The 12,521-nt window shown below is 72.5% G+C and carries 14 protein-coding genes; 10 read left to right on the top strand and 4 right to left on the bottom strand.

All coding sequences use genetic code 11. The features are described 5' to 3' along the window. Positions 1-16 precede the first annotated feature (16 nt). Both FH609_RS07255 and FH609_RS07250 read left to right on the top strand, forming a co-directional pair. Entirely contained in the window at positions 17-391 is a 375-nt protein-coding gene (locus FH609_RS07255) for a hypothetical protein (RefSeq protein WP_226961471.1), read from the top strand. Between the two features lie 47 nt (positions 392-438). Beyond that, positions 439-819 (top strand): glyoxalase superfamily protein, encoded by a 381-nt coding sequence (locus FH609_RS07250; protein WP_139666569.1) that lies wholly within the window; start codon positions 439-441, stop codon positions 817-819. 277 nt (positions 820-1,096) lie between these two features. On the opposite strand, the gene FH609_RS07245 is transcribed toward FH609_RS07250, so the two are convergent. The 4 genes from FH609_RS07245 to FH609_RS07230 form a co-directional block, all read right to left on the bottom strand. Beyond that, positions 1,097-2,080 carry a COX15/CtaA family protein gene (locus FH609_RS07245; protein ID WP_226961470.1) on the bottom strand — a complete coding sequence of 328 codons (984 nt, stop codon included), beginning with the start codon at positions 2,078-2,080 and terminating at the stop codon, positions 1,097-1,099. Between the two features lie 139 nt (positions 2,081-2,219). Further along, complete coding sequence (locus FH609_RS07240; RefSeq protein WP_139666570.1) at positions 2,220-2,993, bottom strand: ABC transporter permease; 774 nt, start codon at positions 2,991-2,993, stop codon at positions 2,220-2,222. Then, entirely contained in the window at positions 2,990-3,925 is a 936-nt protein-coding gene (locus tag FH609_RS07235) for an ABC transporter ATP-binding protein (RefSeq protein WP_139666571.1), read from the bottom strand. The genes FH609_RS07240 and FH609_RS07235 overlap by 4 nt, the downstream gene beginning before the upstream one ends. A 79-nt stretch (positions 3,926-4,004) precedes the next feature. Continuing rightward, the gene (locus tag FH609_RS07230) at positions 4,005-5,306 is read right to left on the bottom strand and encodes a Gfo/Idh/MocA family oxidoreductase (RefSeq protein ID WP_139666572.1); all 1,302 of its coding nucleotides are present in this window, start codon (positions 5,304-5,306) and stop codon (positions 4,005-4,007) included. A gap of 245 nt (positions 5,307-5,551) precedes the next feature. Here FH609_RS07230 and FH609_RS07225 point away from each other — a divergent pair, with 245 nt between their 5' ends. From FH609_RS07225 to FH609_RS07190, 8 genes are all read left to right on the top strand, one after another. Then, a complete protein-coding gene (locus FH609_RS07225; RefSeq protein WP_405378850.1) occupies positions 5,552-6,433 on the top strand; it encodes a helix-turn-helix transcriptional regulator in 882 nt (293 codons plus the stop codon). Further along, complete coding sequence (gene sufB, locus FH609_RS07220) at positions 6,430-7,851, top strand: Fe-S cluster assembly protein SufB (protein ID WP_139666574.1); 1,422 nt, start codon at positions 6,430-6,432, stop codon at positions 7,849-7,851. Before FH609_RS07225 ends, sufB begins: the two co-directional genes overlap by 4 nt. Before the next feature lie 96 nt (positions 7,852-7,947). Beyond that, positions 7,948-9,129, top strand: coding sequence for a Fe-S cluster assembly protein SufD (gene sufD / locus FH609_RS07215; RefSeq protein WP_139666575.1), 1,182 nt, complete (start codon positions 7,948-7,950; stop codon positions 9,127-9,129). Further along, a complete protein-coding gene (locus FH609_RS07210; RefSeq protein ID WP_139666576.1) occupies positions 9,126-9,464 on the top strand; it encodes a non-heme iron oxygenase ferredoxin subunit in 339 nt (112 codons plus the stop codon). The genes sufD and FH609_RS07210 overlap by 4 nt, the downstream gene beginning before the upstream one ends. A gap of 9 nt (positions 9,465-9,473) precedes the next feature. Next, positions 9,474-10,235 (top strand): Fe-S cluster assembly ATPase SufC, encoded by a 762-nt coding sequence (sufC, locus tag FH609_RS07205; protein ID WP_139666577.1) that lies wholly within the window; start codon positions 9,474-9,476, stop codon positions 10,233-10,235. Between the two features lie 23 nt (positions 10,236-10,258). Beyond that, complete coding sequence (locus FH609_RS07200) at positions 10,259-11,515, top strand: cysteine desulfurase (protein WP_139666688.1); 1,257 nt, start codon at positions 10,259-10,261, stop codon at positions 11,513-11,515. A 66-nt stretch (positions 11,516-11,581) separates the two neighbouring features. Continuing rightward, a complete protein-coding gene (sufU, locus tag FH609_RS07195) occupies positions 11,582-12,064 on the top strand; it encodes a Fe-S cluster assembly sulfur transfer protein SufU (RefSeq protein WP_139666578.1) in 483 nt (160 codons plus the stop codon). Positions 12,065-12,095: 31 nt separating this feature from the next. Next, on the top strand, positions 12,096-12,431 hold the full coding sequence (locus FH609_RS07190) for a metal-sulfur cluster assembly factor (RefSeq protein WP_122181794.1): 336 nt from the start codon (positions 12,096-12,098) through the stop codon (positions 12,429-12,431). The last annotated feature ends 90 nt before the right edge of the window (positions 12,432-12,521 follow it).

The raw sequence follows: 12,521 nt of genomic DNA, 5'->3' as shown, positions 1-12,521 counted from the left end.
GGGTAGCATACGGGGCATGACTGACACCGCAGAGAACGCCGAGAACGGTTCGGTCCCCGAGGATGTCGTCCAGGACCGCGCGACCGAGCGCCGGACCGCGCGGGTGACCCGTCGACTGCGCGGCTTCGTCGCCCGCCACGGGGCGGAGACCGAGGGGCAGATCAGCTATCTGGGGGAGCGCGGCTACCGGCTGGTGCTGGTCGGTCGGGACGGCGCCTTCGGCGACCAGGTCGCGCCGGGCCGGGAGATCCTCGTCCGGGCGGCGGAGCGGGCCGGGATCACGCTGCGGGAGTCCTTCGACGGGGAGCTGGCGGCCCGGGTGCGCACCGGGCCCTACGAGTGGTCCCGGATGGCCGGCCTCCAGATCGGCGGCCCGTCGAACGGGGGCTGACCTGCGGCTTCGGCCGACTGTCAGTGGCATGGGCCATGATGCCCGGCATGAACGAGAACGTCGCCGTCGAGGAGGCCATCCCGATCCTGCGGGTGCGGGAGGTGGCCGCCGCGCTCGGCTGGTATCTGCGGCTGGGGTTCGGGCTGCGCTGGGAGCACCGCTTCGAGCCGGGCTTCCCGGTCTTCGCCGAGGTCGCGCGGGGCGCGCTGCGGCTCTTTCTCTCCGAGCACGAGGGGGACGCGCGTCCGGGCGGGCTGGTGTACCTGCGGCTGGCCGATCTGGACGCGGTGGCCGAGGAGTTCGGCGTCACGCCGAGGGACGAGCCCTGGGGCCGGGAGATCGAGCTGACCGACCCCGACGGCAACCGCCTGCGGATCTCGGACGCCCTCTCCGAGGGTTCCGGGGAGGGGGTCCGTCCGCAGAGGTGACCGGGGGTCTCCCCTCGGGGAGGGGCCTCCGGGGCCGTGAGGCTCCCGAGGAGGCGGCCCGTTGGGTCCGGGGGACGGCACGTCGGACCGGGGCGCGCTCCCGGTGCCCGGGCGGCGGTCCGCCGGGATCGGCGGAAGATCCGGCGGGGCCCGGCCGGTGCGGGAGGTCGCTGGGAGTCGTGATGACGCCCCTCGGGCGGGGGCCGGCTCGACGGCTGGGCGCCGCCCCGGCGCCCTCGGCCCGCGAAGCGCGGCGGGTGAGGCCGGGCCCGGCCGGTCAGGAGACTGTGGTCAGCGGCGGGGGCGCGGGGGCCGGCGGATCGTCCGTGGGGGGCGCGCCCTCGCGCTCCCGCGTGGAGAGCAGCAGCCGCAGCGTGGCGATCCAGACCAGGGTGGCGCCCAACAGGTGCATCCCGACCAGGAGTTCCGGCTCGTCGAGGAAGTACTGGACATAGCCGATCACGCCCTGGGCGAGCAGCACCAGCAGCAGGTCCCGCGCCCTGGCCAGCACCGCCGGCGGGGCGTCCACCACCCGCAGGCCCAGCCAGATGGCCAGGGTGCCCAGCACCACCAGCCAGGCCAGGGCCGAGTGAATCCGGGTGATGGTGTCCCAGTCGAACGGCATCCGCTCGATCTCGCTGTCGTCCCCGGCGTGCTTGCCCGAGCCGGTCACCCCGGTGCCCACGATCACCAGCGCGGCGGCCAGCAGCGTCAGCCCGGCGACCGCGCGGCGGACCGGGACGCCCACCAGCGGGCGGGGCGGCCCGTCGCCCTCGCGGGCGCGGACCCAGCTCACCGTGGTCACGGTCAACAGCGCCATGGCGGCGAGGAAGTGGGAGGCGACGATGAACGGGTTCAGCTCGGTGAGCACGGTGATCCCGCCGAGCACCCCGTTGAAGGCGATCACCCAGAACTGGGCCCAGCCCAGCCTGGTCAGCGAGCGGCGCCGGGGCTTGACCGACCTGGCCGCGACGATGAACCAGCCGGCGGCCGCCGAGACCACATAGGCCATCAGCCGGTTGCCGAACTCTATGGCGCCGTGGAAGCCCATCTCCGAGGTGGCGACCAGGCTCTCGTCGCTGCACTTGGGCCAGGTGTCGCAGCCGAGGCCCGATCCGGTCAGCCGGACCGCGCCCCCGGTCACCACGATGACCACGCTCATCACCAGCGCGGCCAGCGCCGCGCGCCGCACGGTCTCGGGCCGGGGCGTCCAGCGGGCGGCGACGGAGGCGAGGGGGTTTCGCACGACTTCCTTGAGCACCCGCTCATCGTAGGCCCCCGCTTGTGCGCGGATTCACGAGCCCCCGCCCCACGGGCCGTGGAGCGCGTCACTCCCGGCGGGGCGGGGCCCCTTGCGGCGGCCCTCCCTGGCTCCCGGCGGGCGGGGCCCTCGCGCCCGATCACTCCCAGCGGAAGAAGCGGGCCGCCAGGCCCAGGCCCGCCACCGCCCAGCCGGCCAGCACCGCCACGTCCGAGCCCGCCGGCCAGCCGCCCTCGCGCAGCACCTCCCGCAGCCCGTCCGCCAGCGCCGGCACCGGCAGCAGCTCCAACACCGATCGCACCCCGTCCGGATACTCGGTCAGCGGCACGATCACCCCGCCGAAGAACAGCAGCAGCACGAAGACCAGGTTGGCGGCGGCCAGCGTCGCCTCGGCCCGCAGGGTGCCGGCCATCAGCAGCCCGAGCCCGGAGAGCGCGGCCGTGCCCAGCAGCATCAGTCCGGCCACGGCCAGCGGGTTGCCCCTCGGCGACCAGCCCAGCGCCAGCGCGACCGCCACCAGCAGCACGGTCTGGAACACGAGCGTGACCAGCACCGCGCCCGTCTTCCCGACCAGCAGCGCCCAGCGCGGCAACGGCGAGACGCCCAGCCGCTTGAGCACGCCGTACCGCCGCTCGTAGCCGGTGGCGATGGCCTGCCCGGTGAACGCGGTGGAGAGCACGGCCAGCGCCAGCACCCCCGGCGCCAGGAAGTCGACCCGCTCGCCCGGGCCGGTGTCGATCACGTCGACCGAGCTGAAGAGGGCCAGCAGCAGCGCCGGAATGATCATGGTGAGCAGCAGCTGCTCCCCGTGCCGCAGCAGCATCCGCGCCTCCAGCGCGGTCTGCGCGGCGATCATGCGCGGCAGCGGGGCGGCGCCGGGAGCGGGGGCGTAGCGGCCGGTGGCGGCGGTCATGCGCGTAGTTCCCTGCCCGTCAGTTCGAGGAAGACGTCCTCCAGCGTGTGGCGCCGGGTGGTGATCCGGTCGGCCAGCACGCCGTGTTGGGCGCACCAGGCGGTCACGGTCGCCAGCAGCCTGGGGCCGACGTCGCCGGTGATCCGGTAGTTCCCGGGCGTCGGCTCCGTGACCTCGGCGTCGGCGGGCAGCGCGGCGCGCAGCGAGGCCAGGTCGAGCCCGGGCCGCCCGGCGAAGCGCAGCACGTCCGCGCCGCCGCCCCGGCACAGCTCGGCCGGGCTGCCGTCGGCGATCACCCGCCCGCCGTCCAGGATGGCGACGCGGTCCGCCAACTCCTCGGCCTCGTCCATCAGATGGGTGCTCAGCACGACGGTGACCCCGTCGTTCCGCAGCTCCCGCACCAGCTCCCAGGTCGCCTGGCGGGCCTGCGGGTCGAGCCCGGCGGTCGGCTCGTCGAGGAAGACCAGCTCGGGTCGGCCGACCACGGCCATGGCGAGGGCCAGCCGCTGCCGCTGCCCGCCGGAGAGCCGCCGGTAGGGCGTCCGCCCGCAGGAGCCGAGCCCCAGGCGTTCGCCGAGCGCGGTCACGTCGAGGGGGTGCGCGTAGAGGCTCGCCACATGGCGGAGCATCTCCCCGGCGCGCGCGCCCGGGTACACGCCCCCCTCCTGCAACATCACACCGATCCGCGAGCTGAGCCGTCGGCCGTCCGCGACCGGGTCGAGCCCGAGCACCCGCAGCCGCCCGGCGTCCATCCGGCGGTAGCCCTCGCAGGCCTCGATGGTGGTGGTCTTGCCGGCGCCGTTGGGCCCGAGCACGGCGGTCACCTGGTGCGCGGGAACGGTGAGGTCGAGGCCGTCCACGGCGATCCGTTCGCCGTACCGCTTGACCAGGCCGACCGCCTCGACCGCCGGTGGAACCCCCGCGCTGCGCATGGGGCGAGTCTAGGTCGGCCGGCGCGCCGGGCCGCCGCCCGGGTGCGCCGGCCGACCCTCGTCCGGGCCGGGGCCCCGGTCAGTCGGCCAGCCTGGTGCCCCCGTCGAGCAGCCGCACCGGCAGCCCGGTGCGGGCCGACTCGTTGCCGGCGACCCCGGTCAGCACGCTGCGGATGCCGGCCAGGTAGCCGGCCTGCCGGCGCAGCGGGTCCTCGCTCGCGCCCCGGAAGACGTCGTCCAGCAGCAGCCGGTCGCCGCCGCCGTGCCCGCCGGTGCCCTGCGCGATGGGCACCTCCTCCGGCGGCTGCCAGTGCCGGTGCAGGGTGAGGCGCTCCGCGTAGCCGTCGTCGTCGCCGTGCCCCCTGGCGCTGGGGTCGATCGCCGCCTCCCTGGACGCCCAGGCCCGCTCGGTCACCGCCAGCTCCAGCCGCCCGCCGGTGCCGTTGAACACCACCCGGTATCCCTCCCAGGGGGCGTAGGCGTGCAGCGCGTAGGTGAGTTGGGTCCCGTTGTCGTAGCGGACCAGCAGCGACATGGTGTCGGCGATGTCGATGCCGGGGCCGAAGACGTCCCGGTCGCGCAGGTAGCCGTCCTCGTGCTCGGCGTCCAGGTAGAGCGCCTTGAGGGTGGGGTCGGCGGCCAGGTCCAGCAGGAACGGGTCGCTGCCGAGGCCCGGCGCGCCCCGGCCGCGCTCCGGGCGCGGGCCCAGCTCGGCCGCCGGCGGGTTGGCGTCCCCGTAGAAGCGCAGCCCCTGCTGGGCGAAGACCAGCTCGGGGCCGGCGTCCAGCCACCAGTTGACCAGGTCGAAGTGGTGGGTGGACTTGTGGACCAGCAGCCCGCCGGAGTTGCGCGCCTCCCGGTGCCAGCGGCGGAAGTAGTCGGCGCCGTGCAGGGTGTCGAGCGCCCACTCGAAGTGCACGGCGGTCACCCGCCCGATGGCGCCCTCGGCGAGCACCCGGCGGACGGCTGAGTTGCGGGGCGAGTAGCGGTAGTTGAACGTCACGACCAGCCGTCCCGGGCCGCGCTCGGCGGCCTCGGCGATGGCGGCGCAGCCGGCGGCGTCGGTGGTCATCGGCTTCTCGACCACCACGTCGCGGCCGGCCCCAAGCGCCGCCACCACATAGCGGGCGTGGGTGGCGTCCACGGTGGTGACGATCACGGCGTCGGCCAGCGCGAGCACCCGGTCGAACGCGTCCGGGTGGAAGGTGGGAACGGGCGGCAGGCCGGCGGCCTCGATCCGCGCGTTGTGGTGGTTCATCCGGGTCTGGTTGGTGTCGCAGAGGGCGACGATCTCTCCTGCGTCGCGCCAGTCGCCGAGCAGCGCGTCCGCGTAGAGGTGGGCGCGGCTGCCGAGGCCGACCAGGGCGTAGCGGCGTGTCATGGAAGTTCTCCCGTGAGGGGGGCGGGGCCGTGCGGGCGCGCGGGACCACCGCTCAGAAAGCGCTTACCCCCGCGCCCGGTCCACCCTTTCCCGTCGCCCGATGCGCGTCAAGTGGCCGTCGGGGGGTGGTCGGCCGCGAGCGGGAGCCCCGGCGCGAGGTTAGGTTCGCCTTACGTGATGTACTGCATCCCGGCTGGTCAGAACGCGGCTTGCTCGGCTCGCCGGAATTACGCAACAATGACGTTGTGAAAAACGGGAGCGACCGGAACGAGACGCCGACGGCCCACCGGGCCACCGGTGTGTCCGCCCTGCCGCACGCCCCCGACGAGCAGTCGAACACGCGCCGTCGGGTCGCCCGTTCCATCCTCGACCACGGCCCCTCCACGGCCGCGCAGCTGGCCGACCGGCTGGGCCTGACGCAGGCCGCCGTCCGGCGCCACCTGGACGCGCTGGTGGCCGACGCGCTGGTGGAGCCCCGCGAGAAGCGGGTCTACGGCTCGCGCGGCCGGGGCCGCCCCGCCAAGGTCTTCGCGATCACCGACCTCGGCCGGGACGCCTTCGACCAGGCGTACGACGAGCTGGCCGTCGAGGCGCTGCGCTGGATCGAGCGCGCCGCCGGCGGCGGGGATCGCGGCGCCGCCGCCGTCCTGGACTTCGCCAGGGCGCGGGCCGCCGCCCAGGCCGAGCGGTATCGTTCGCTGGTGGAGCGGGTGCCTCCCGAGGAGCGGGCCAGGGCGCTGGCCGAGGCGCTGTCGCGGGACGGCTACGCCGCCGCCGCGCGCGGTGTCGCGGCGCCCGCCGGGCAGCAGCTGTGCCAGCACCACTGTCCGGTCGCGCACGCGGCGGCGTCCTTCCCCCAGCTCTGCGAGGCGGAGACCGAGGTCTTCTCCGAGCTGCTGGGCAGCCATGTGCAGCGGCTGGCGACCATCGCGCACGGCGATGGCGTCTGCACCACCTTCGTCCCCGACGCCTCGGCCGCCGCCCCGGCGGACGGTGGGGCGGAGAGCCGGCGGCCGGCCGGCGGTCCCCGACCACGGGGCACACCGGCCGACGGCACGCACCGCAGCACCGTCACACCCCCCAAGACCACCGCACAAGCACGCACCGCCGGGAGGAACCCCGCATGACGTCCCCTACGGAGACCGCCCACCCCGAGCTGGATGGCCTGGGCACCTACGAGTACGGCTGGGCCGACCCGGACGCCGCAGGCGCCGCCGCCAGGCGTGGCCTGTCCGAGGATGTCGTCCGCGACATCTCGGCCAAGAAGTCCGAGCCCGAGTGGATGCTGCGGATGCGGCTGAAGGCGCTGAAGCTCTTCGGCAAGAAGCCCATGCCCACCTGGGGCTCCGACCTCAGCGGCATCGACTTCGACAACATCAAGTACTTCGTGCGCTCCACCGAGAAGCAGGCCCAGAGCTGGGAGGACCTGCCGGAGGACATCAAGAACACCTACGACAGGCTGGGCATCCCCGAGGCGGAGAAGCAGCGGCTGGTCGCGGGCGTCGCCGCGCAGTACGAGTCGGAGGTCGTGTACCACCAGATCCGTGAGGACCTGGAGAAGCAGGGCGTGATCTTCCTGGACACGGACACCGCGCTGCGCGAGCACCCGGAGATCTTCCAGGAGCACTTCGGCACCGTGATCCCGTCCGGCGACAACAAGTTCGCCGCGCTCAACACGGCCGTCTGGTCCGGCGGATCGTTCATCTACGTCCCGCCGGGCGTGCATGTCGACATCCCGCTCCAGGCCTACTTCCGGATCAACACGGAGAACATGGGCCAGTTCGAGCGGACGCTGATCATCGTCGACGAGAACGCCTACGTGCACTACGTCGAGGGCTGCACCGCGCCGATCTACCAGTCGGACTCGCTGCACTCGGCGGTCGTGGAGATCATCGTCAAGAAGGGCGGCCGCTGCCGCTACACGACCATCCAGAACTGGTCGAACAACGTGTACAACCTGGTGACCAAGCGCGCCGTCGCGCACGAGGGCGCCACCATGGAGTGGGTCGACGGCAACATCGGCTCCAAGGTCACCATGAAGTACCCGGCGATCTACCTGATGGGCGAGCACGCCAAGGGCGAGACGCTGTCCATCGCCTTCGCCGGCGAGGGCCAGCACCAGGACGCCGGCGCCAAGATGGTGCACATGGCGCCCAGGACCTCCTCCAACATCGTCTCCAAGTCGGTGGCCAGGGGCGGCGGTCGGACCTCCTACCGCGGCCTGATCGAGATCGCCGAGGGCGCCGAGGGCTCGAAGTCCAACGTGCTGTGCGACGCGCTGCTCGTCGACACGATCTCCCGCTCCGACACCTACCCGTACACGGACGTCCGGGAGGACGACGTGACCATGGGCCACGAGGCGACGGTCTCCAAGGTGAGCGACGACCAGCTGTTCTACCTGATGAGCCGGGGCCTGTCGGAGGACGAGGCGATGGCGATGATCGTGCGCGGCTTCGTCGAGCCGATCGCCAAGGAGCTGCCGATGGAGTACGCCCTGGAGCTGAACCGGCTGATCGAGCTTCAGATGGAGGGCGCGGTCGGCTGACCGCCCGCCCCCGACCGAGCCACCCGACGTGGCCTGGTGTCGTGCGTCTTCCACGGCCCCGGCCCTGAACCCAAGAGAGCGAGCACGACGAGACCCATGGCTGAGGCCCAGAGTATGCCCGGCGCCGACAGTGCGGGGGAGGCGGTCGCGGCGGCCGTCGAGTCCTCCGTGGTCACCCGCACCAGCGCCCCGCCGTCGTTCGACGTGGCGGACTTCCCGGTGCCGCACGGCCGCGAGGAGGAGTGGCGGTTCACCCCGCTGGACCGGCTGCGCGGCCTGCACGACGGCACGGCGGCTGCGGACGGCTCGATGAAGGTCGAGCTGTCCGCGCCCGAGGGCGTCACCGTCGAGACCGTCGGCCTGGACGACCCCAGGGTCGGCCGCGCCGGCACGCCGGTGGACCGGGTCGCGGCGCAGGCGTTCAGCTCGGTGGAGAAGGCCACCGTGGTCGCGGTGCCCAGGGACGCGGTGCTGCCCGAGCCGGTGCGGCTGAGCCTGCACGGCGAGGGCGGCGTCACCTTCGGGCACACGATCTTCGACATCGGCGCCTTCGCCGAGGCGGTCCTCGTGCTGGACCACACCGGCGACACCGTCCGGGGCGCCAACGTCGAGTTCCTGGTCGGTGACGGCGCCAAGCTCACCGTGGTCTCGGTCCAGGACTGGGACGACACGGCCGTCCATGTCACCCAGCACAACGTGCTGGTCGGCCGGGACGCCTCGGTCAAGTCGATCGTCGTCACCTTCGGCGGCGACGTGGTCCGCGTGCACCCCCGGGTCAGCTACGCGGGCCCCGGCGGCGAGGCCGAGCTGTACGGGCTGTACTTCACCGACGAGGGCCAGCACCACGAGCACCGGCTGCTCGTCGACCACAACGCCCCCAACTGCCGCAGCAACGTGGCCTACAAGGGCGCGCTCCAGGGCGAGACGGCCCGCGCGGTGTGGATCGGCGACGTGGTGATCCGCGCCCAGGCCACCGGCACCGACACCTACGAGCTGAACCGGAACCTGGTCCTCACCGACGGCGCCCGGGTCCACTCGGTGCCGAACCTGGAGATCGAGACCGGCGAGATCCAGGGCGCCGGCCACGCCTCGGCGACCGGCCGCTTCGAGGACGAGCAGCTGTTCTACCTGATGGCCAGGGGCATCCCGGCCGAGGAGGCCCGTCGCCTGGTGGTGCGCGGCTTCTTCGCCGAGCTGGTCCAGCAGATTGGCGTCACGGACGTCGAGGAGCGGCTGCTGGCCAAGCTGGAGGCCGAGCTGGCGGAGTCCATCGCATGAGCGCGGAGAGCTTCCGGCCGGCCTGCGCGCTGGGCGACCTGGCCGAGGACACCCCGCACCGGGTCGAGATCGACGGCACCCCGGTCGCCGTGGTCCGCACCGAGGGCGAGGTGTTCGCGGTCAACGACATCTGTTCGCACGCGAACGTCTCGCTCTCCGAGGGCGAGGTCGACAACTGCCAGATCGAGTGCTGGCTGCACGGCTCCAGCTTCGACCTGCGCACCGGCAAGCCCTCGGGCCCGCCGGCCACCCGTCCCATCCCCACCTACCCCGTCAAGATCGAAGGAGAGGGCCCGGCGGCGACCGTGCTCGTCTCCCTCACCCAGGAGTCCTGAGGCATCCCCATGGCAACGCTTGAGATCCACGACCTGCACGTCTCCGTCGAGACCGAGACCGGCTCCACCGAGATCCTGCGCGGTGTCGACCTGACCGTGAAGCAGGGCGAGACGCACGCCATCATGGGCCCCAACGGCTCCGGCAAGTCCACCCTCGCCTACTCGCTCGCGGGCCACCCCAAGTACACCGTCACCGGCGGCACCGTGACGCTCGACGGCGAGGACGTCCTGGAGATGTCCGTCGACGAGCGCGCCAGGGCCGGCGTCTTCCTCGCCATGCAGTACCCGGTTGAGGTCCCCGGCGTCTCCGTCTCCAACTTCCTGCGCACCTCGGCCACCGCGATCAGGGGCGAGGCGCCGCGCCTGCGCACCTGGGTCAAGGAGGTCAAGGAGGCGATGGAGCGGCTGGAGATGGACGCGTCCTTCGCCGACCGCAACGTCAACGAGGGCTTCTCCGGCGGCGAGAAGAAGCGCCACGAGATCCTCCAGCTGGAGCTGCTCCGCCCCAAGATCGCGATCCTCGACGAGACCGACTCGGGCCTGGACATCGACGCGCTGCGGATCGTCTCCTCCGGCGTCAACCGGGTCCGCGAGACCGGCGAGGTCGGCACCCTGCTGATCACCCACTACACGCGCATCCTGCGCTACATCAAGCCCGACCACGTGCATGTCTTCGCCGGCGGCCGGATCGTCGAGTCCGGCGGCGCCGAGCTGGCCGACAAGCTGGAGGCCGAGGGCTACGAGCAGTACACCAAGGGGGCTGCCTCATGACCGAAGGGCACCCGGTGTCCGACGTGTCCGGCCTGCCGGGCCTGTTGGACACCGAAGCCATCCGCAAGGACTTCCCGATCCTGGACCGCACCGTCCACGAGGGCAGGCCGCTGGTCTACCTGGACAACGCGGCCAGCTCGCAGAAGCCCCGGCAGGTGCTGGACGCGCTCGCCGACTACTACGAGCGCCACCACGCCAACGTCCACCGGGGCGTCCACGTCCTGGCCGAGGAGGCCACCGCGCTCTACGAGGGCGCCAGGGACAAGGTCGCGGCGTTCATCAACGCGCCCAGCCGGGACGAGGTGGTGTTCACCAAGAACGCCTCCGAGTCGCTCAACCTGGTCGCCAACATGCTGGGCCTGGCCGACGAGCCCTACCGGGTGGACTCCGGGACCGAGATCGTCATCACGGAGATGGAGCACCACTCCAACATCGTGCCCTGGCAGCTGCTGGCGCAGCGCACCGGCGCGAAGCTGAAGTGGTTCGGGCTCACCGACGAGGGCCGGCTCGACCTGTCCCGGATCGACGAGGTGATCACCGAGCGCACCAAGATCGTCTCGTTCGTCCTGGTCTCCAACGTGCTCGGCACGCACAACCCGGTCGAGGCCATCGTGCGCCGCGCCCAGCAGGTCGGCGCGCTGGTGCTGATCGACGCCTCGCAGGCGGCGCCGCACATGCCGCTGGACGTGCAGTCGTTGCAGGCGGACTTCGTGGCGTTCACCGGCCACAAGATGTGCGGGCCCACCGGGATCGGCGTGCTGTGGGGCCGGCAGGAGCTGCTGGAGGACCTCCCGCCGTTCCTCGGCGGCGGCGAGATGATCGAGACCGTCACCATGAGTTCGTCCACCTACGCGCCGGCGCCGCACAAGTTCGAGGCCGGCACCCCGCCGATCGCTCAGGCGGTCGGCCTGGGCGCGGCCGTGGACTACCTCAGCGCCATCGGCATGGAGCGGATCGCCGCCCACGAGCAGGCCATCACCGGCTACGCGCTGGAGCGGCTCTGCCGGGTGGAGGGGCTGCGGATCATCGGCCCGGTGACCCCGGAGGACCGGGGCGCGACGATCTCGTTCACGCTCGGCGACATACACCCGCACGACGTGGGCCAGGTGCTGGACGAGCAGGGCATCGCGGTCCGGGTCGGCCACCACTGCGCGCGGCCGGTCTGTCTGCGGTACGGAATTCCGGCGACCACGCGGGCGTCGTTCTATCTGTACTCCACGCCGGCCGAGGTGGACGCCCTCGCCGACGGGCTTGAGTACGTGCGTGGCTTCTTCGGGTGACCGGCCGGGTGCGGTCGGGCGGCCGGGGATGAGAATCGCGACGGGTCAGACGGAACGGACGAAGGTGTGCAGCTGCAATCGATGTACCAGGAAGTGATCCTGGACCACTACAAGAACCCGCACGGCCACGGCCTGCGCGCGGGCGACGCCGAGGTCCACCACGTCAATCCGACCTGCGGTGACGAGATCACCCTGCGGGTGCGGTACGACGGGGAGCGGATCGCGGACGTCTCCTACGAGGGACAGGGCTGCTCGATCAGCCAGGCCAGCGCCTCGGTGCTCAACGAGCTGCTGGTGGGCAGGGAGCTGCCCGAGGCCCTGGAGATCCAGCGGACGTTCCTGGAGCTGATGCAGTCCCGCGGCCAGCTCACCCCGGACGACGCGATGGAGGAGCTGCTGGAGGACGCGGTCGCGTTCGCCGGCGTCTCCAAGTACCCGGCGCGGGTCAAGTGCGCCCTGCTGAGCTGGATGGCCTGGAAGGACGCCACGGCGCAGGCGTTGGGCGACGCGACGGTGGGGAACGCCACGGCGCGGGGCGGGCAGTCATGACAGGCGAGGCGAACGAGAGAGGTGCTGTCGCATGAGCGAGACCGAGACGGTCGCCAGCCCGGCGAGCGAGGAGGAGATCCGCGAGGCCATGATGGACGTGGTCGACCCCGAGCTGGGGATCGACGTGGTCAACCTTGGCCTCATCTACGGCGTGCACGTCGACGAGAGCAATGTGGCGACCGTCGACATGACGCTGACCTCGGCGGCCTGTCCGCTGACGGACGTCATCGAGGACCAGGCGAAGTCGGCCACCGAGGGGCTGGTCAGCGAGCTGAAGATCAACTGGGTCTGGATGCCGCCGTGGGGCCCCGACAAGATCACGGACGACGGGCGTGACCAGCTGCGCGCGCTGGGGTTCAACGTCTGACCGGTGCGGGCCTGGTCGTTGGGGCCCGATCGGCTGGGGCCTGATCGTTCTTCGCGGCAGGGGGCGTCCGGAGCGGGCGCCCCCTTCGTG

The sequence above is a fragment of the Streptomyces sp. 3MP-14 genome (assembly GCF_006334905.2).
In the GTDB taxonomy this organism is placed as follows: domain Bacteria; phylum Actinomycetota; class Actinomycetes; order Streptomycetales; family Streptomycetaceae; genus Streptomyces; species Streptomyces triticirhizae.
Note: the sequence above shows the minus strand (reverse complement) of the source record. Positions and strands in the feature narration are given on the sequence as shown.

Bases quoted from the DNA above. Each gene is read 5' to 3' on its own strand.
- FH609_RS07240 (WP_139666570.1), bottom strand. From the start codon at position 2,993: ATGACCGCCGCCACCGGCCGCTACGCCCCCGCTCCCGGCGCCGCCCCG.
- FH609_RS07255 (WP_226961471.1), top strand. From the start codon at position 17: ATGACTGACACCGCAGAGAACGCCGAGAACGGTTCGGTCCCCGAGGAT.
- FH609_RS07190 (WP_122181794.1), top strand. From the start codon at position 12,096: ATGAGCGAGACCGAGACGGTCGCCAGCCCGGCGAGCGAGGAGGAGATC.
- FH609_RS07210 (WP_139666576.1), top strand. From the start codon at position 9,126: ATGAGCGCGGAGAGCTTCCGGCCGGCCTGCGCGCTGGGCGACCTGGCC.
- sufB (WP_139666574.1), top strand. From the start codon at position 6,430: ATGACGTCCCCTACGGAGACCGCCCACCCCGAGCTGGATGGCCTGGGC.
- sufD (WP_139666575.1), top strand. From the start codon at position 7,948: ATGGCTGAGGCCCAGAGTATGCCCGGCGCCGACAGTGCGGGGGAGGCG.
- FH609_RS07235 (WP_139666571.1), bottom strand. From the start codon at position 3,925: ATGCGCAGCGCGGGGGTTCCACCGGCGGTCGAGGCGGTCGGCCTGGTC.
- sufC (WP_139666577.1), top strand. From the start codon at position 9,474: ATGGCAACGCTTGAGATCCACGACCTGCACGTCTCCGTCGAGACCGAG.
- FH609_RS07250 (WP_139666569.1), top strand. From the start codon at position 439: ATGAACGAGAACGTCGCCGTCGAGGAGGCCATCCCGATCCTGCGGGTG.
- FH609_RS07230 (WP_139666572.1), bottom strand. From the start codon at position 5,306: ATGACACGCCGCTACGCCCTGGTCGGCCTCGGCAGCCGCGCCCACCTC.